Here is a 19,206-nt window from a genome sequence, read left to right on the forward strand (position 1 = left end):
TAAAAGGATAGGCAGATAGAAGAAAACGAGGAAAGAGGAAAGTTATGGAAGAAGCAAAGAAGATGCGCCCCCGGGAATACATTAAAATACGCGGGGCAAGGGAACATAATTTAAAAAATGTAAATGTGGATATCCCCAGAAATGAGCTGGTGGTTTTGACCGGAATGTCAGGGTCCGGAAAATCCTCACTGGCCTTTGACACCATTTATGCGGAAGGCCAGCGGCGTTATATGGAATCCCTGTCCTCCTACGCCAGACAGTTTTTGGGACAGATGGAGAAGCCTAATGTGGAGCGTATCGACGGACTTTCTCCTGCCATTTCCATTGACCAGAAATCCACAAACCGTAATCCCCGCTCCACTGTGGGAACTGTGACGGAAATTTACGATTATTTCAGACTGCTTTACGCCAGAATCGGGATTCCCCATTGCCCCAAATGCGGCAGAGAAATTTCAAAGCAGAGCGTGGACCAGATGGTGGATCAGATCATGGAGCTGGGAGAGGGCACCAGAATACAGCTGCTTGCCCCCGTGGTGCGGGGACGCAAGGGAGAGCATGTGAAGGTGCTGGATCGGGCCAAGAGAAGCGGCTATGTGCGGGTGCGCATTGACGGCAGCCTGTATGAGCTCACGGAGGATATCAGGCTGGACAAGAATATCAAGCATAATATTGACATTGTGGTGGACCGGCTTGTGGTAAAGGCGGGCATAGAGCGCCGGCTTACGGACTCCATCGAGAGTGTGCTGGAGCTGGCGGACGGACTTTTGCTGGTGGACATTATCGGCGGAGAGCCCCTTACCTTCAGCCAGAGCTTTTCCTGCCCGGACTGCGGCATCAGCATCAGCGAGATTGAGCCCAGGAGCTTTTCCTTCAACAATCCCTTCGGCGCCTGCCCGGAATGCTTTGGGCTGGGCTATAAAATGGAATTTGACGCAGATTTGATGATTCCCGATAAATCCCTGAGCATTAATCAGGGAGCCATTGCCGTTATGGGCTGGCAGTCCTGCGCGGATAAGAGCAGCTTTACCAACGCTATCCTGCAGGCCTTGTGTAAGGAATATGGGTTTGATCTGGACACTCCTTTTGAGGATTATCCCGAGAAGATAAAAAATATTATTCTGCAGGGCACCAATGGCAAAGAGGTGGAGGTTCACTATCAGGGCCAGCGTGGAAAGGGAATTTACCCGGTGGCCTTTGAAGGATTGATTCGAAATGTGGAACGGAAGTACCGGGAGACAGCCTCGGAGATTGTGAAGCAGGAATATGAAAGCTTTATGCGGATCACTCCCTGCAGGGAATGCAAGGGAATGCGTTTGAAAAAGGAAGCTCTGGCGGTGACGGTCAGTGGGAAGAACATATACGAAGTGACCTCTTTGTCTGTGCGGAAGCTCTATGAATTTGTCCAGAATATGCAGCTGAGCAGCCAGCAGCAGCTCATCGGCAAGCAGGTGCTAAAGGAAATCCGTGCAAGGGTAGGATTTTTACTGGACGTGGGTCTGGAATATCTTTCTCTGGCAAGAGCCACCGCCACCCTTTCCGGCGGGGAGGCCCAGCGCATTCGTCTTGCCACACAAATCGGATCGGGCCTGGTGGGTGTCTGCTACATTCTGGACGAGCCCAGCATCGGCCTGCACCAGCGGGACAATGATAAGCTTTTAAATACCTTGAAAAATCTCAGAGACTTGGGCAATACTCTGATTGTGGTGGAACACGATGAGGACACCATGCGGGCGGCGGACTATATTGTGGATGTGGGACCGGGGGCCGGTTCCCACGGAGGAGAGATCGTAGCCTGCGGAACGGCGGAGGAAATTATGAATACGCCTGGCTCTGTCACTGGGAAATATTTAAGCGGAGAGCTAAAGATTCCCATTCCGGAGGAGAGAAGGAAGCCTACAGGGTGGCTCAAGGTGCTGGGCGCCCGGGAAAATAACCTGAAAAATATTGACGTGGAAATCCCGCTGGGTGTGATGACCTGTGTTACCGGCGTGTCGGGCTCCGGCAAGAGCTCTCTGGTCAATGAGATTCTTTACAAGCATCTGGCCCGGGACTTGAACCGGGCCAGATGTATTCCGGGAAAGCATAAGGATATTTTGGGCCTGGAACAGCTGGACAAGGTGATTGACATTGACCAGTCCCCTATCGGACGCACCCCCCGCTCCAATCCGGCCACCTATACGGGAGTGTTCGACCAGATCAGAGACCTGTTCGCATCCACGGCGGATGCCAAGGCCAAGGGATATGGCAAGGGGCGGTTCAGCTTTAACGTAAAGGGAGGCCGCTGCGAGGCCTGCGGCGGAGACGGCATCCTAAAAATCGAGATGCACTTTCTGCCGGATGTGTATGTGCCCTGTGAGGTCTGCGGCGGGAAGCGCTACAATCGGGAAACGCTGGATGTAAAATACAAGGGAAAGAGTATATTTGATGTGCTGGACATGACGGTGGAGGAGGCTTTGGCCTTTTTTGAGAATGTTCCGTCCATCCGCCGAAAGATCGAGACTTTGTACGATGTAGGTCTTTCCTATGTGAAGCTGGGACAGCCCTCCACCACCCTTTCCGGCGGAGAGGCCCAGAGAATCAAGCTTGCCACAGAGCTGAGCCGCCGCAGCACCGGAAAAACCATTTATATTCTGGACGAGCCCACTACGGGTCTGCATTTTGCGGATGTGCATAAGCTCGTGGAGATTTTGCACAGGCTGGCGGACGGTGGGAATACGGTTGTGGTGATCGAGCACAATCTTGATGTGATAAAGACGGCGGATTATATCATTGACATCGGTCCTGAGGGAGGCGACAAGGGCGGCACTGTGATTGCCAAAGGCACTCCCGAGGAGGTGGCGGCAAATAAAAACTCTTACACAGGTCTGTATGTGAAAAAAATGCTGGAAAAACGTTAAAGAATACAGGGTTTTCTGCCGATAAAATTTTAAAATTTTATGAAACCCCTATGAAAATGGAATCATTTCAGTTATAATATGTCGTGTATGACTAAAAATTGAAAGTTTAGAAACATTATGCTATATAGATACCATTAGAAAGGGGTATAAGATTTATGCAGTGCACAGACATCGGAATTGACCTGGGAACAGCCAGCATTTTAGTTTACATCAGAGGAAAGGGCGTGGTTTTAAAGGAGCCCTCTGTTGTTGCGTTTGATAGAGATACCAATAAAATAAAGGCCATCGGAGAGGATGCCCGTCTTATGCTGGGAAGAACGCCCGGCAACATTGTGGCGGTAAGACCGCTGCGCCAGGGCGTAATTTCTGATTATACCGTCACCGAAAAGATGATGAAATATTTTATCCAAAAGGCGCTGGGAAAAAGAACCTTCCGTAAGCCCCGCATTGCGGTGTGTGTGCCCAGCGGTGTGACGGAGGTGGAAAAGAAGGCTGTTGAGGATGCGACCTATCAGGCGGGGGCAAGAGAGGTGTCCATCATTGAGGAGCCCATTGCCGCAGCCATCGGTGCAGGCATAGACATTTCTAAGCCCTGTGGAAACATGATCGTGGATATCGGGGGAGGAACCTCCGACATTGCTGTGATTTCTCTGGGCGGCACGGTGGTCAGCGCTTCTATTAAAATTGCGGGAGATGATTTTGACGAAGCCATTGTCCGCTATATGCGGAAAAAACATAATCTTCTGATCGGAGAAAGAACGGCAGAGGATCTGAAGATTAAAATCGGGTCGGCTTACAAGCGGCCGGAAGTGGATTATATGGACGTGAGGGGGCGGAACCTGGTAACTGGTCTTCCAAAGACCGTCAAGGTGTCCTCTGAGGAGACGGAGGAAGCCCTCAGGGAAACCACCGCACAGATTGTGGAGACCATACACAGCGTTTTGGAAAAGACGCCTCCGGAGCTGGCTGCGGATATTGCGGACAGGGGCATTGTGCTTACAGGAGGCGGAAGCCTGCTTCGGGGTCTGGAGGATTTGATTTCGGCCAAGACAGGCATCAACACCATGACTGCTGAGGACCCTATGACGGCAGTTGCCATCGGCACCGGAAGATATGTCGAATTTTTGGCAGGCTACCGGGAGAACTGAGAAGAGGAGACGTTTTATGCTGAAGGGATTGTACACGGCCTACACGGGCCTGATAAACGAACAAAACAGAATGGATATTCTCACCAATAATCTGGCCAATGCCTCCACGGTGGGATTTAAGAAGGAAGGCTCCACCAGCCAGTCCTTTGACGACATTCTCACGGTAAAGATCAAGGACGCCTCCGTTGGCGTTCAGAATGTGCAGAGAACCGGTATCAACAATCCCGGTGTAATGATTGGTGAAAACTACACGGACTACAGCCAGGGGTCTTTCCGGGTCACCGGAAACACTTATGACCTTGCATTGTCAGGAGACGGCTTTTTCGTCATTGAATATACCACCAAGGCGGGGGAGACCTCCACAAAGTATACCAGAGCCGGTCAGTTTACGCTGACCAGAGAGGGCTATCTGGTGACCCAGGACGGAGACTATGTTCTGGATACCCAGAACCGCAGAATCCAGCTGAACACTCTTCTGGATTCTGAAATTGACAGCGACGGCAATATCAGCCAGAACGGCACCCGTGTGGCGCAGATTCAGGTGGTGGACTTTGCCGACTATGACTATCTGGAAAAATATGGAGAAACCTATTTTCAGCCTGTGGAAGGTGCTGAGATCATCAATTCCGATGCAGAGGTAAATTCCGGCTATCTTGAAATGGCAAATGTCCAGATCGTGTCGGAAATGGTAAATCTGATCAGCATTACCCGGGCCTATGAGAGTAATCAGAAAATCGTGCAGACCTATGACAGCTCTCTTGAGATTGCCGTAAATCAGCTGGGAAGAGTACAATAAACCTAAGGATAAAGGACACCAAAAAGGAGAAACAATATGGTACGTAGTTTATGGACAGCAGCAACCGGTATGATTGCGCAGCAGACAAACGTTGACACAATTGCGAACAACCTGGCAAATGTGAATACCCAGGGCTATAAGACCCAGGTAAATGAATTCAAAAGCCTGCTCTATCAGAATATTCAGACTGAGACTACAAGCGCAAACGGCGAAAACAAGCCTGTGGGAGCGCAGGTGGGACTGGGAGTGCGCAATGCGTCCATTTCTTCCATTTTTACCCAGGGAAATCTCGTGGCTTCGGAAAGCTCCACGGCCTTTGCCATTGATGGAAAAGGATTCTTTGCCGTGCGGGGAGAGGACGGCAATACCTATTACACAAGAAACGGCAATCTGCAGTTTACCCTGGCGGCCAACGGCAATATGCTGGCTACTACAGATGGGCTCCCTGTGCTCAGCACAGCCGGAAACCCTATCATTTTGGGGAACAATTATATTGTGAGCGACATTACTGTAGGCGAGGACGGAAGCTTATATTATCCGGATGCCAATGAGAACCTGCAGCCCATCGGCATCACCATCGGTGTGTTCCAGTTTAACAATCCGAACGGTTTGGAAAAAATGGGAGAAAGCCTTTATGCGGTTACTGCTGCCAGCGGACAGGCCATCAACGAGGCCACCAGCAATATAGTGGAGAGAAGCACCGTCATACAGGGCTATCTGGAGAGCTCCAACGTGCAGGTGGTAGATGAGATGGTAAATATGATTGTGGCGCAGCGGGCCTATGAGCTGAATTCAAAGGCAATCACAGCCTCGGACGAGATGCTGCAGCAGGCTAACAATCTGAGAAGATAAGGAGGCAGGAAGAAATGGATATCAGCAGTATTACTTCTATGTACAGTGACATTTATGCCGATGCCTCCAATCAGACCGCTTCTAAGCTGGAGAATCAGCTGAAAACGGATTACTCCCAGGCGAACGATGAAGAGCTGATGGATGCCTGCAAACAATTTGAGGCGTATTTTCTGGAGCAGATGTTTAAGGAAATGATGGATACCATCCCGGAAAGCGAAAGCACATCCGGTTCCACCTCCTCCATGGTGGATTTCTATAAGGATCAGATGATACAAAATATCGCGTCGGAGTCTGTGGAGCAGAACAGCCTTGGCCTTGCGCAGATGCTTTATGAACAGATGAAGCGCAACTATGATTTATAGATTATTTTTTTAAGCTGCTGTTATCGGCAGCTTTCTTTATTCCCACGGGCAGTGAGCCAGGGGACGCGTCTGCGCGTCTATTCGGCGAACGCCGCGAAACGGCAGGGTGAAAGACGGGATATGGAAACAGTAAACGGATATGTGGAGCACATTATTTTCCAAAACAAAGAAAACGGATATACGGTGATGAATCTGGCGGCGGAGGGGGAAGAGATCACCTGTGTAGGCATGTGCAGAGGACTGGCCCAGGGGGAAAACATAACGGCTCAGGGAGAGCTTGTAGAGCACCCCGTGTATGGAAGCCAGTTTAAGATCAGTGCCTACCAGGTGACGGCGCCAAAGGACAGTGTGAGCATGGAACGTTATCTGGGCTCAGGAGCTGTGAAGGGAGTGGGAGCAGCCCTGGCGGCACGGATCGTAAAGAAATTCGGCAGCGATACCTTTCGGATTATAGAGGAGGAGCCGGAGCGGCTTGCGGAGATCAAGGGTATCAGTGAACGGAAGGCTATGGAAATAGCCGTGCAGATGGAGGAGAAAAGGGAGCTTCGGGAAGCCCTTGTCTATCTGCAGCAGTACGGCATATCCAATACCCTGGCGGTGAAAATTTACGATGCATATGGGAGTGACCTTTACCGTATTTTAAAGGAAAACCCGTACAGACTGGCTGAGGATATAAACGGCGTCGGCTTTAAAATTGCAGATGAGATTGCTGCCAAAATCGGGATTCACACGGATTCCGATTATAGAATCCGCAGCGGACTTTTGTATTCGCTGCTGCAGGCTGCAGGAGAGGGACACTGCTATCTTCCCATGAATATTCTGCTTGAGAGAGCGCATATATTACTTGGAGTAAGCAAAGAGAATATCCGTCCACAGGCGGAAAACCTGATGATGGACAAAAAGCTGGTGATCAAGGGGGAGAATGTGTTCGCCGCCTCCTATTATTATGCGGAATTGAACTGCGCAAGAATGCTTCATGAGCTGAATATTCCCATGATGGAGGGGCAGACGTCTTCCGGGGAGGAGGCTGTTCTAAGGCGGCTTAAAAAGCAGGCCGGGGAGCTGCAGATGGAGCTTGACGGGCTTCAGCTGAAGGCAGTGATGGAATGTATACAAAATGGACTTTTTATCCTTTCAGGAGGGCCCGGCACGGGGAAAACCACTACCATCAATATGATGATCCGCTATTTCGAGGCAGAGGGGCTGGACATTTTTCTGGCGGCGCCCACGGGCAGGGCGGCCAAGCGGATGACTGAGGCCACAGGCTTTGAGGCCAGAACCATACACCGGCTGCTGGAGCTAAACAGCGCGTTGTCGGACCAGGACGGAGGAAGAGCAAAATTTGAAAAAAATGAGCAAAACCCGCTGGAGGCGGATGTGGTGATTATAGATGAGATGTCCATGGTGGATATCCACCTTTTCCAGTCCCTGCTCAGAGCGGTGATGCCAGGCACCAGACTAATTCTGGTAGGGGATGTAAACCAGCTTCCCAGCGTGGGGCCGGGGCAGGTGCTCAGGGATGTGATGAGCAGCAGGGCCTTTCCCATGGTGGTGCTGCAGAAAATATTCCGGCAGGCGGAAAGAAGCGATATTGTGGTGAACGCCCACCGGATTAACAAGGGAGAGCAGATTGCCCTGGACAATAAATCCCGGGATTTTTTCCTGCTGGAAAGAAGGGACGTTAATGTCATATATAAGCATATGATACAGCTGATTCAGGATAAGCTGCCGGGATATGTGGAAGCAGAGCCCTTCGACATACAGGTGTTGACCCCCATGAGAAAGGGAAGCCTGGGCTGCGAAACCTTAAACGGCATTCTGCAGAGATATTTAAATCCGCCTGACCCCCGAAAAAAAGAGCACCTTAGCGGCAGCACGCTGTACAGAGAAGGCGATAAGGTGATGCAGATCAGGAATAATTATCAGCTGGAGTGGGAGATTGTCAGCCGTTATGGCATTCCCATTGACAGGGGCACGGGGGTATTCAACGGAGATATGGGCAGAATTTTGGAGATCAACGAAGGGGCGGCAAGCTTGGTGGTGGAATTTGACGAGCACAGGAGAGTGACCTATCCGTTTTCTCTGCTGGAGGAGCTGGAACTGTCCTACGCCATAACCATACACAAGGCACAGGGGAGCGAGTATCCTGCGGTGATTATGCCTCTTCTAGGGGGGCCGAGGCTTTTATTTAACCGTAATCTCCTCTACACAGGCATCACCCGTGCCAAAAGCTGTGTCACTATATTGGGCAGCAGTGATACAGTCAGAGAGATGATTGCCAACGAAAGTGAAAACAAGCGTTACACAGCATTGTCCCAGCGCATCCGGGAATGGAAGGGGAACCTGGAGGCGCAGGGAAGTTTCGGAGAAGGCCCGAAAGAGGGACTGTGAAAAACAGAAAAGAAACAAAATGGTATTTGCTTTGCAGTACGGCGGGAAAACAGGCAAGACAGCTTCTGTTTCCCTTAAGGTGCCCTGTGTGCGACCGCATTGTACAGCCTTACGGAGAAAAAATATGTGCGGAGTGTGTGCCGAAGTTTAAGCTTATCACACCGCCCTGGTGCATGTGCTGTGGAAAAAAGCTTCTGGAAGAAGGAGATTACTGCGGCAGCTGCAAAGGGAAAAAACGCAGTTACATACGGGGCAGGGCACTCTATGAGTATGAGAGCGCCGCTGCCTCTCTATACCGCTTCAAATACGGAAAACGGCAGGAGTATGCGGACTTTTACGGAGAGGAAATGTGGAAATGGCTGGGCGGATTCATACGAGGGGCAGCGCCGGATGCCCTTGTGCCTATTCCCCTCCACAAAAAAAGGATCCGCAGGCGGGGATATAATCAGGCGGCGCTTTTAGCCAGAGCTCTGGGACGCTGTGCCGGGCTGCCTGTGTATGAAAATCTTTTAAAGAGAGTGAAAAACACGGCTCCCTTAAAGAGCCAAAATCCGAAAGAAAGGCAAAATAATTTGAAAAAGGCTTTCCATATATGCCAAAATGATGTAAAATTAAGTACGATTATAATTATAGATGACATTTACACTACCGGCAGTACCGTAGAGGAGGCGGCCAGAGTATTGAAAGAACATGGGGTGGAGAAGGTTTACTTTCTTACACTTGCCGGCGGCGCTGGGATTTAAGAAAGCGGTGCGGGGTGCAATAAGCGGCACAGAGAAGCAGCGCAGAAATGGGGCGTTTTATGGATATTAGGAATTGCAGAGGATGCGGAAGGATATTTAACTATGTGGCGGGGCCTGTCTTGTGCCAGGCCTGCAGGGAATCTCTTGAGGGCAAATTTCAGGAGGTGAAGGAGTATATACGCAGTCATCCTGGAGTGGGCATTCCTGAGGTATCGAAGGCATGCGATGTGGAGCCCTCCCAGATCAGGCAGTGGCTTCGGGAGGAGCGGCTGGAGGTGACGGAGGATTCTCCTATTTTCCTGACCTGCGAGGTCTGCGGGGCGCCTATCCGCTGCGGCAGATTTTGCGAAAAATGCAAATTTGACATGACCAAGGGCTTTAAGAATATTTTGGAGAGCAATAAACCCAAGGAGGTTAAGCGGGAGCCTGTTGACCGGGAAAACCCGAGAATGCGGTATTTATAAACGGAGAAATTATCATGCTGAACGAAGAACGTATTATTTTGATGACAAAAATGGCATCCTATGAACAAAATGAAGGACGGGAGAATGTGGCTATAGGCAGATATTTTCGCAGCGATTATATCGGCCTGCAGGTGCTGAAATCCATTTTCTGCGCCACCGTGGCCTTTGCCATTATATTTGCACTGTTTGTGTTCTATGACTTTGAAATTTTCATGCAGGATATTTATAACATGAATCTGATCGAGTTTGCCCAGACCGTGCTTTTGTACTACGGGATTACGGTGGCAGGATATGGAGTGATTTCTTATATTCTGTATTCTTACCGATATTCTAAAGCAAAGAAAAGCCTGAAATGTTATTATCACAACCTGAAAAAGCTCAATTCGCTTTACAACGAGTGAGGCATTTTAGGCTTACCTGGAGGAAAGAATGACTGGTTTACTGGAATTTAGAGAAAAACTAAAGCTGTTTTACAGTAAAAATGAATTTTTTATTCTGCCGATTTTGAAGTTTCTGCTGGCTTTTTTGGTGCTGAATACCCTGAACGGACAGCTGGGATATATGACGCAGCTGGATAATATAGCCATTGTTCTGATTGTGTCGCTCTTGTGCTCCTTCCTTCCAATGGGAAGCATTGTTTTGTTTGCGGCATTGTTCAGTCTGGCTCATATGTACGCGTTGTCCCTGGAGATTGCGGCCATAGGGCTGTGTGTCTATCTGCTGCTGTTTCTTCTGTTTTTCAGGATTTGCCACAAGGAGGCCATTGTGGCGGTGCTGACGCCGTTTTTGTTTGTACTGCAGGTGCCTTATATCATGCCTGTGGCTATGGGACTTTTGGGGACGCCTGCGTCCGCTATATCTGTCAGCTGCGGTGTAGTGGTATATTATCTGCTTCTTACCGTGTCCGGCAGCGCATCTACCATAAGCACTATGGGCGCAGAGGAGGCCACCGCAAAGCTCAGGCTGATTATTGACGGAATCCTGGGTAATCAGGAGATGTTTGTGGTGATAGCGGCATTTGCCATCACTGTGATTGTGGTATATTTGATACGCAGGATGGCGGTGGACCACTGCTGGACCATTGCCATGATTGCCGGTGTTATGATGAATCTGGTCATACTTCTGGTAGGGGATTTGATGTATGATCTCAATATTTCTCTGCTGGGTGCAGTGGTGGGAGAAATCGCGGCTGTGGTGGTGGCAAAAATCATAGAGTTTTTCCGGTTTTGTGTGGATTACAGCCGGACAGAAAAGGTGCAGTTTGAGGATGATGAATACTATTACTATGTGAAGGCCGTACCCAAGATGACAGTGACTGCGCCTTCCAAAACGGTGAAGAAAATCAATCCCCAGAGGCGTACCGGAGCCGCCCCGGGCAGAACGTCTGCAGCGGGCGCCAGAACCGTTTCCGGACAGAGAACCAGAAATGTGACTACGGAGAGAATTTCCACGGGGCAGGAGCGGACGGCGCAGGGAGCGCACCGGGATGAGGGAAGGGGCCAAAGACCGGGGACACATAGAAATGATGCCAGAACGGGCAGGAGCGTAACCATTAACAGCAATATGACCGAGGAGAATACGGATGATTACGAGGAATTGTTCTGAAAATAAATAGCAGGGAATGATAGGCAATGCAGTGGTTTGAGACAGTAGTTGATCACTTAAGAGATTTTAGTGTATATAAGACAACAATGGGGATAAGCGATTTCGTAGAAATCTTGATTATCGCCTTTTTGTTGTATTATATTTTAGTCTGGATGAAGACCACAAGGGCATGGCAGCTGATGAAGGGATTGATCGTGATCCTTGTGTTTCTGCTTCTGGCATATCTGGCAAATATGTCCACAATTCTGTGGATGGCGCAGAATGTGCTGACCTTTGCGGTAACGGCGCTGATTGTGGTGCTTCAGCCGGAGCTGCGCCATGCTCTGGAGGAGCTGGGCAAAAAGAATCTGCTCACTTCAGTGCTTCCCTTTGATTCCAGGCGCGGGACACAGGAGCTGTTCTCCCAAAAAACCATTAACGAGATAACCAAGGCCTGTGTGGAGATGGGCAAGGTCAAGACGGGAGCCCTGATCGTGATAGAGCAGAATGTGTCCCTGCGGGATTATGAACGCACGGGAATCGATGTGGACGGAATTGTTACAAGCCAGCTTTTGATTAATATTTTCGAGCATAATACGCCTCTGCATGACGGCGCGGTGATTATCCGTGGAAACCGAATCACCTCTGCCACCTGTTATCTGCCCCTTTCCGACAATATGGGACTGAGCAAGGAGCTTGGCACCAGACACAGGGCGGGAGTTGGGATTTCAGAGGTGTCGGATTCGCTCACAGTGATCGTGTCCGAGGAGACTGGCGGCATCAGCGTGGCCTACGAGGGAGAGCTGTCCCGGAATCTGGATGCGGAGGGACTGAAAAAACGTCTGCAGCAAATTTTAAATAAAGACGGGGAGGAGAAGGCAAAGAGCAAGCGTATCTGGAAGGGAAGGAGCAGGACCGCTGATGAGAAAAAAAATATTTAAAAACTGGGGTCTGAAGCTTGTATCCCTGATACTTGCCTTTATTCTGTGGTTTCTGGTTGTGCAGATCGATGACCCCATCGGAACCATACGTTTTAACAATATCACGGTAAGGCTGACCAATACGGAGCTTCTGGACGAGGAAAACAAGGTTTATGAGGTTTTGGACAACACGGATTCCGTAAATGTGACGGTCAGCGCACCCCGAAGCATCCGGGAGCAGCTGCGCGCTTCCGATATTGTGGCAGAGGCTGACATTAGTAAGCTGACGGACATTAATACGGTGGCGATTACCTATTCGGTAAACTATGAGATAGACAGCATTGAGGGGGATCACGACGCTGTACGCCTGAGTGTGGAGGACAAGAGCAGCAAGTGGGTAAGGCTGCAGACCAATACGGTGGGCGAGGTGGCAGACGGCTATATGGTGGCAAGCGCAACGCCTGACCAAACCCTGATTGAGGTGACCGGGCCGGAATCTGTCATAGAAAGCATCAGCTATGCTGCAGTGGAAATTGATGTGACAGGAGCCACAAACAGCCTGTCCGCCAACGTAGATGTGCAGCTTTATGATGGGGACGGGAATCTGGTGGACTCCGCCAGCGTAAGGAAGAATGTAAGCTATGTACGCATAGAGGTGGAGATACTTGCCGTAAAGACAGTTCCCATAGAGCTGAACGTAGCTGGTGAGCCCCAGGAGGGATATCTTGTCACCGGTGTGACGGAGAGCAGTCCCGCTTCCATACAGATCGCCGGTTCGGCTTATACGCTGTCAGGCATAAGCAGGATCAGCATCCCGGAGGAGGAATTAGATATCTCCGGTGCAACAGAAAATTTTGTGAAAACCATTGATATCAGAGACTACCTGCCCGAAAATGTGAGTCTGGCGGACAGCAGCTATAACGGCAGAGTAACCGCTACAGTTTACATTGAACCTCAGGTAGAAAAAACACTGGAGATACCGGCAGAAAACATCAGTCTTGTGAATGCTCCCGAAGGTGTGGATGTACAGCTGCAGGAGGATTACACCACATACACCCTGAATGTGTACGGACTGGATGCCTACATCACGCCTCTGGAGGAGAGTGCGGTGAGGGGCACCGTGGATATCGGGGCATGGATGGCAGATGAGGAAAGGGAGGAGCTCTCCCCGGGAACCTATTTCATACCCATCACCTTTGATCTGGCGGAGGAAGTCAACCTGGAAAGCCGGGTCTATGCGAGAGTGGTGGTTACGAGACTGGAAGAGCAATAAAGAAGGTGGAAGCACCGGAAACGAGGAAAAAGGATGGCTAGATTATTTGGGACAGACGGAGTAAGAGGAATTGCCAACGAGGAGCTTACTCCACTGCTTGCCATGCAGCTGGGGCAGGCAGGCGCATATGTTTTGACAAAGGAAAAAAAGCATAAGCCAACTATTATGGTGGGGTGTGACACCCGTATTTCAGGAGATATGCTGTCGAATGCGCTGATGGCGGGCGCCTGCTCAGTAGGAGCCAACTGTATTTATGTGGGAGTGCTTCCCACCCCTGCGGTGGCATATCTGACGCAAAAGTACAAGGTGGATGCGGGAGTGGTGATTTCTGCATCCCATAATCCGGTGGAATTTAACGGCATTAAATTCTTTGACGGAAACGGATATAAGCTTCCGGATGCCCTGGAGGATGAGATAGAGGCTGTGATCCGGGACGGGATGCGTGGGATTGAGTTTCCCATAGGGCCCGGCGTCGGCAAGATCAAATACCGCACGGACGCCAGGGAGGAGTACATCAATCATGCTGTTCAGTCGGTGAATGTAAATCTGGAGGGCATGAAGATCGTAGTGGATTGCGCGGAGGGCGCCTCTTTTTACACCTCTGTGGAGGCCTTAAAGGAATTGGGAGGGGACGTAGTGCCAATCCACAACAGCCCGGACGGCACCAATATCAATGCAAACTGCGGCTCCACTCATATGGAAGAGCTGCAGGCCAGAGTGGTTTTTGAAAAGGCAGCGGTGGGGCTGGCATTTGACGGAGACGCCGACAGGCTTTTGGCTGTGGATGAGAACGGCAAGGTTGTGGACGGGGATCAGATTATGGCTATTGTGGGCAACTATATGAAAAGCCAGGGAAAGCTGAAAAAAGACACCATTGTGGCCACCGTTATGAGCAATCTGGGATTTTTCCTCATGGGTGAGAGATGCGGCCTGAACATGGAGCAGACAAAGGTAGGAGACAGGTATGTTTTGGAACGCATGAAAGAAATCGGAGCCAGCCTTGGAGGAGAGCAGTCGGGACATATTATCTTCCTGGATGAAAATACCACCGGGGACGGACTCCTGAGTGCGCTGCATCTGCTTCAGGTTATGGTGGAAACCGGAAAAAGCCTGTCTGAGCTTGCCGGTATTATGGAGGTGCTTCCACAGGCTCTTGTAAATGCCCGGGTGGCAAACCACAAGAAGGATAAGTATATGGAATATCCCGTCATCGCGAAGGCCATAGAGGAAATCGAGAAAAAATTTGAGGGACAGGGAAGAGTGCTGATACGCCCCTCAGGCACAGAGCCTTTAGTTCGGGTCATGATAGAGGGCAAGGATCTGCAGGTGATACAGGCTGAGGCGGAGAAGCTGGCGAATCTGATTCAGGACGTAATGTTTTGACAGAAAATTTGAACCGTGCTATAGTTAAGATAAGCAAAAGAAAGTGGAGGGATAGCATTATGGTAAGTCAGAAAGTATTTATCAAAAACCCGACTGGCTTGCACCTGAGACCGGCAGGAATTTTGTGCAAAGAAGCAATGCAGTTTAAGTCGTTGATCACATTTTCATTTAAGGGCAGCACAGCCAATGCCAAAAGCGTTTTGAGCGTGCTGGGGGCTTGCGTGAAATGTGGAGATGAAATTGAATTTGTGTGTGAAGGGGATGATGAGGAGGAAGCGCTTAAGGCGCTGGTTGACGCTGTGGAAAGCGGTCTTGGGGAATAGAGGTCTGGAAAGGAAGAAGCCGTAAATGTTGAATTATAAAAGATACCGCAAAAATCCTGTGGTACATTATCCGGAGCGCAAATGGCCGGAGAGGGAGATCACCAAGGCTCCGGTATGGTGCAGTGTGGATTTGAGGGACGGAAATCAGGCGTTGATTGATCCCATGGTGGTGGAAGAAAAGATCGAAATGTTCCAGTATCTGATCAAGCTTGGCTTCCGTGAAATTGAGATCGGATTTCCGGCGGCAAGCCAGATTGAATTTGACTTCCTGCGCCAGCTGGTGGACCGCAGACTGATTCCCGACGATGTGGTGGTGCAGGTGCTCACCCAGTGCAGGGAGGAGCTGATTGACCGCACCTTTGAGGCGATTGAGGGCTGTAAGCAGGCCATTGTGCATATCTATAATTCCACATCCACCTTACAGCGGGATGTAGTGTTCCACATGGACAGGGAGCACATTACGGAGATTGCCGTGAACGGCACGAAAATGGTAAAGGAACGGGCAGAGAAATTTCCCGGCAAAATTATTCTGGAGTATTCACCGGAAAGCTTTACGGGCACGGAGCTTGATTACGCCCTGGAAATCTGTAATGCGGTTTCAGCAGAATGGAAGCCTACACCAAAGGCTCCTATGATCATCAATCTTCCATCCACGGTGGAAATGAACACACCCAATGTGTATGCGGATCAGATAGAATGGATGATCGGCCATCTGAACAATCGGGAAAGCATTGTGGTCAGCGTCCACCCCCACAACGACAGGGGAACCGGCGTAGCCAGTGCGGAGCTTGCCCTTTTGGCGGGCGCGGACAGAGTGGAGGGCACCCTTTTTGGCAACGGTGAGAGAACCGGAAATGTAGATATTTTGAATCTTGCCTATAATATGTTCTCCCAGGGGATTGATCCGGGGCTGAATATTGAGCATATCAATGAAATTATTGAGATATACGAGCGCTGCTGTAAGCTGCCCATACATCCCAGACATCCCTATGCGGGCAAGCTGGTTTTCACCGCGTTTTCCGGCTCCCATCAGGATGCGATCAACAAGGGAATTCATGCCATGAAGGAGCGGGGCAGCGATATCTGGCAGGTGCCGTATCTGCCCATTGATCCTGCGGACATCGGAAGAGAATACGAGCCCATCGTGCGTATCAATTCTCAGTCCGGCAAGGGCGGCGTAGCCTTTGTGATGGATTCCTATTTCGGCTTTAAGCTTCCAAAGGGTATGCACAAGGAGTTTGCCAATGTGATTCAAACTCTTTCCGAGAAGCAGGGAGAGGTTTCTCCGGATGAGATTATGGAGAAATTCAGGGAGGAATATTTGAATCGAAAGGAACCGATTCATTTCCGCAGACTGCGGATAGATGATCTGAGCGGTTCTGTGAAGACCGAGTTTGACACCAGAGTGACGGTGGTATACACGGATCACGGGAAGGAAAAATTCTTTGAGGCTGTAGGGAACGGGCCCATTGACGCTGTACAGAGGGGGCTGGCTCAGGAGCTTGGAATTTCCATCAAGGTTTTGGACTATGAGGAGCATGCGCTGCAGAGCGGCTCTAATTCCCAGGCGGCTGCTTACATTCATCTGCTGGATGCGGATGACGGACGCGTTACCTACGGCGTGGGCGTGAGCTCCAATATCACCAGGGCCTCTGTGAGAGCGATTTTTTCAGCTATTAACAGGCTGGGCCTTGGGGAAAATTGAATGGAATTGTTTTCAGGATGCTACCAAATCCCCGGCAGAGACTGCTTCGGCAGAATCTGCCGGGGATTTTTGCGCCTGGAGACTGTTTGTGGGAGATTCTCCACAATAAATTCACATTTCCATGTTATATTCCAGTAGGGTGATTGTTTATGAAAAATATTCTGATTGTGGAAGATGAGCCTGATATTCAGGAATTGCTTTGTACTTATCTCAGGGATGCCGGGTATGAGACTGCTGTTGCGCAGGACGGCGTGACGGCTCTTACCTTGTTTCAAGCCCATACATTTGATCTTGTTTTGCTGGATGTCATGCTGCCGAAAATTGACGGCTTTGGCGTATGTGAAGTGATCCGTGGACAGTCTCAGGTTCCTATCATGATGCTTACGGCTTTGGAGGGGGAGGAGCATGCGCTGCGCGGCTTTGGCCTGGATATTGACGATTATGTGACGAAGCCCTTTTCTGTGCCTGTGCTGCTGGAGAAGATACGGGTCATTCTCCGCAGAAGCGCCAAAGGGAAGGAAGAAAGCTGCCTGCGTTACCGGGACCTGGAAATCAACCTGGAAACCAGAGAAGTTATTTTGGAAGGAAGGCTGCTGGAATTGACTGCCCGGGAATTTGAGCTGCTCTATACTTTTTTGGCCGCACCTGGGCGTGTGTTTACCAGAGAGATGCTGCTGGCCAAGCTCTGGGGCTATGATTTCTATGGGGACGAGCGCGTGGTGGACAGCCATATTAAAAACCTTCGGCACAAGCTGGAGCGGGACTACGTGGAGACGGTAAGGGGGGTGGGCTATCGTGTTGCGAAAGAGCTTCGGTGAAAGCCTCACGGCCCGGGTTTTCCTGATCACCGCCATTATCCTGCTCTGTGCTGGAGCAATTACCTTTGGTTTGATTGCCTGGGCCACGCCTATCACTTATACTGCTGTGATCAACGAGGACCTGGAGCGGCAGGTGAATGCTCTTGTGGGCAGGATGGAGGAAACCATCCTTGAGGACTGTGGACCTTTGCTTGACGAGTTTATCCGTACCTCTGGAGCGGATGCCATGCTGGCTGGACCTGACGGCATGGCCGCAGATACAAGCTCTCTGCTTGCTCTCCGGCCGGTATATGAGGATACGTCAACGGCGGTAACAGCTGCCGGGGATGGCATTTACGATGGAGCTTATTCAGCCGTCACCTGGGCCGCGGACACAGGCGGCGGGGAAAACGCAGTGACCGTTACCATGTCTGAGCAGACTACTATCACGGCTGATGTAAGGTTTGCTGACCAAACGGAGCTTTATACTCTCTACGTCACTCCCCGCATGGAGGCAGAAAATCTGGCAGTGCGGGCGCTGGTGCAGATGGCTCCGTGGCTGCTTTTGGTGCTGCTTGTCCTTTCTCTGCTGTGCGCGTTTGTGTACTCTCGCTACATTACCCGCCCCATTGTGCGTCTCAGCGGAATTGCGGGCAAAATGGCGGAGCTGGACTTTAACTGGGAATGTGGGGAACAACGCCGGGATGAGATCGGGAAGCTGGGCCGCAGTCTGGATCAGATGTCGCGGCGGTTGTCCACTGCCTTGCAGGAGCTGGAGGCCGCAAATGATGCCCTGCGCGGGGAGGTGGAGCAGGAGCGGGAGCTGGATCGTCGGCGGATGGCCTTTTTTTCCGCAGTTTCCCATGAACTGAAAACGCCGGTTACAATTTTGAAGGGACAGCTGACAGGCATGCTGGAGGGGGTGGGCGTGTACCGGAACCGGGATAAGTATCTGCTTCGCTCCCTCCAGGCCACGGGCAGGATGGAAAATTTAATCCAGGAGATGCTTACCATCTCCCGCATGGAGAGTGGCGCAGTAACCGTCAGGCAGGAGCCTGTGGAGCTGTCTGCCCTGATTAAGGGACAGCTGATGTTTTACAGCGGACTGCTGGAACAGCGCGGACAACAGCTGACATCCTCTTTGTCGCCGGAGGTCACTGTGACCGGGGATGCCTCTCTGCTGGGGAAGGTCATTGGAAATCTGCTCTCCAACGCATCCTGTTATTCTCCGGAGAAGGCACAGATTCGTGTGTGGTGCGGAAGGCTGCAGGGCCGTCCGGGGCTGACGGTGGAAAATTCTGGCGGGCATATCCGTAAGGAGGCCCTTCCCCATCTCTTTGAGGCCTTTTACCGTGAGGAGGGCTCCCGAAACCGCAGCACTGGAGGAAACGGTCTGGGGCTGTATCTGGTGAAGATGATTTTGGAGCGTCATCACGCTTCCTGCGCGATTGAAAACACAGAGGATGGAGTGCGGGCAACTGTGCTATTTGAATAATCTCCACACAAAACACATACAATCTTCAAGCCAGTTTCATATTACGTTGGTATCCTGTATGCAATCTCAAAAA

General features: G+C 50.7%; 17 protein-coding genes. All 17 read left to right on the top strand.

Translation table 11 applies throughout. From position 1 onward, the window contains the following. The first annotated feature begins 44 nt into the window (after positions 1-44). The 17 genes from uvrA to SHK35_RS03400 all read left to right on the top strand — a co-directional run bounded on the left by uvrA (position 45) and on the right by SHK35_RS03400 (position 19,133). A complete protein-coding gene (gene uvrA, locus SHK35_RS03320) occupies positions 45-2,897 on the top strand; it encodes an excinuclease ABC subunit UvrA (RefSeq protein WP_318708563.1) in 2,853 nt (950 codons plus the stop codon). A gap of 155 nt (positions 2,898-3,052) precedes the next feature. Next, entirely contained in the window at positions 3,053-4,045 is a 993-nt protein-coding gene (locus SHK35_RS03325; protein WP_318702765.1) for a rod shape-determining protein, read from the top strand. 16 nt (positions 4,046-4,061) lie between these two features. Then, complete coding sequence (locus SHK35_RS03330; RefSeq protein ID WP_318708564.1) at positions 4,062-4,841, top strand: flagellar hook-basal body protein; 780 nt, start codon at positions 4,062-4,064, stop codon at positions 4,839-4,841. 36 nt (positions 4,842-4,877) lie between these two features. Continuing rightward, entirely contained in the window at positions 4,878-5,693 is an 816-nt protein-coding gene (flgG, locus tag SHK35_RS03335) for a flagellar basal-body rod protein FlgG (RefSeq protein ID WP_318708565.1), read from the top strand. Positions 5,694-5,707: 14 nt separating this feature from the next. Continuing rightward, positions 5,708-6,055 (top strand): rod-binding protein, encoded by a 348-nt coding sequence (locus SHK35_RS03340; RefSeq protein ID WP_318702768.1) that lies wholly within the window; start codon positions 5,708-5,710, stop codon positions 6,053-6,055. 120 nt (positions 6,056-6,175) lie between these two features. After that, complete coding sequence (recD2, locus tag SHK35_RS03345) at positions 6,176-8,446, top strand: SF1B family DNA helicase RecD2 (RefSeq protein WP_318708566.1); 2,271 nt, start codon at positions 6,176-6,178, stop codon at positions 8,444-8,446. Next, on the top strand, positions 8,443-9,189 hold the full coding sequence (locus tag SHK35_RS03350; protein ID WP_318708567.1) for a ComF family protein: 747 nt from the start codon (positions 8,443-8,445) through the stop codon (positions 9,187-9,189). Before recD2 ends, SHK35_RS03350 begins: the two co-directional genes overlap by 4 nt. A gap of 59 nt (positions 9,190-9,248) precedes the next feature. Further along, the gene (locus tag SHK35_RS03355; protein WP_318708568.1) at positions 9,249-9,653 is read left to right on the top strand and encodes a flagellar protein; all 405 of its coding nucleotides are present in this window, start codon (positions 9,249-9,251) and stop codon (positions 9,651-9,653) included. A gap of 14 nt (positions 9,654-9,667) precedes the next feature. Beyond that, on the top strand, positions 9,668-10,054 hold the full coding sequence (locus SHK35_RS03360; RefSeq protein ID WP_318702773.1) for a hypothetical protein: 387 nt from the start codon (positions 9,668-9,670) through the stop codon (positions 10,052-10,054). Between the two features lie 28 nt (positions 10,055-10,082). Beyond that, complete coding sequence (locus tag SHK35_RS03365; RefSeq protein WP_318702774.1) at positions 10,083-11,258, top strand: hypothetical protein; 1,176 nt, start codon at positions 10,083-10,085, stop codon at positions 11,256-11,258. A 26-nt stretch (positions 11,259-11,284) separates the two neighbouring features. Next, positions 11,285-12,178 (top strand): diadenylate cyclase CdaA, encoded by an 894-nt coding sequence (gene cdaA / locus SHK35_RS03370; RefSeq protein WP_318702776.1) that lies wholly within the window; start codon positions 11,285-11,287, stop codon positions 12,176-12,178. Next, on the top strand, positions 12,159-13,430 hold the full coding sequence (locus tag SHK35_RS03375; protein ID WP_318702777.1) for a CdaR family protein: 1,272 nt from the start codon (positions 12,159-12,161) through the stop codon (positions 13,428-13,430). Before cdaA ends, SHK35_RS03375 begins: the two co-directional genes overlap by 20 nt. A 33-nt stretch (positions 13,431-13,463) precedes the next feature. Then, positions 13,464-14,813, top strand: a complete 1,350-nt coding sequence (glmM, locus tag SHK35_RS03380) for a phosphoglucosamine mutase (protein WP_318702778.1) — start codon at positions 13,464-13,466, stop codon at positions 14,811-14,813. A gap of 59 nt (positions 14,814-14,872) precedes the next feature. Continuing rightward, entirely contained in the window at positions 14,873-15,136 is a 264-nt protein-coding gene (locus tag SHK35_RS03385; RefSeq protein WP_318702779.1) for an HPr family phosphocarrier protein, read from the top strand. 25 nt (positions 15,137-15,161) lie between these two features. Beyond that, positions 15,162-16,841 (top strand): 2-isopropylmalate synthase, encoded by a 1,680-nt coding sequence (gene leuA / locus SHK35_RS03390; protein ID WP_318708569.1) that lies wholly within the window; start codon positions 15,162-15,164, stop codon positions 16,839-16,841. A gap of 149 nt (positions 16,842-16,990) precedes the next feature. After that, complete coding sequence (locus tag SHK35_RS03395) at positions 16,991-17,659, top strand: response regulator transcription factor (RefSeq protein ID WP_318708570.1); 669 nt, start codon at positions 16,991-16,993, stop codon at positions 17,657-17,659. Beyond that, a complete protein-coding gene (locus tag SHK35_RS03400; RefSeq protein ID WP_318708571.1) occupies positions 17,637-19,133 on the top strand; it encodes a sensor histidine kinase in 1,497 nt (498 codons plus the stop codon). The genes SHK35_RS03395 and SHK35_RS03400 overlap by 23 nt, the downstream gene beginning before the upstream one ends. The last annotated feature ends 73 nt before the right edge of the window (positions 19,134-19,206 follow it).

Source organism: Candidatus Acetatifactor stercoripullorum, from assembly GCF_944382095.1.
GTDB classification, from domain to species: Bacteria; Bacillota; Clostridia; order Lachnospirales; family Lachnospiraceae; genus Acetatifactor; species Acetatifactor stercoripullorum.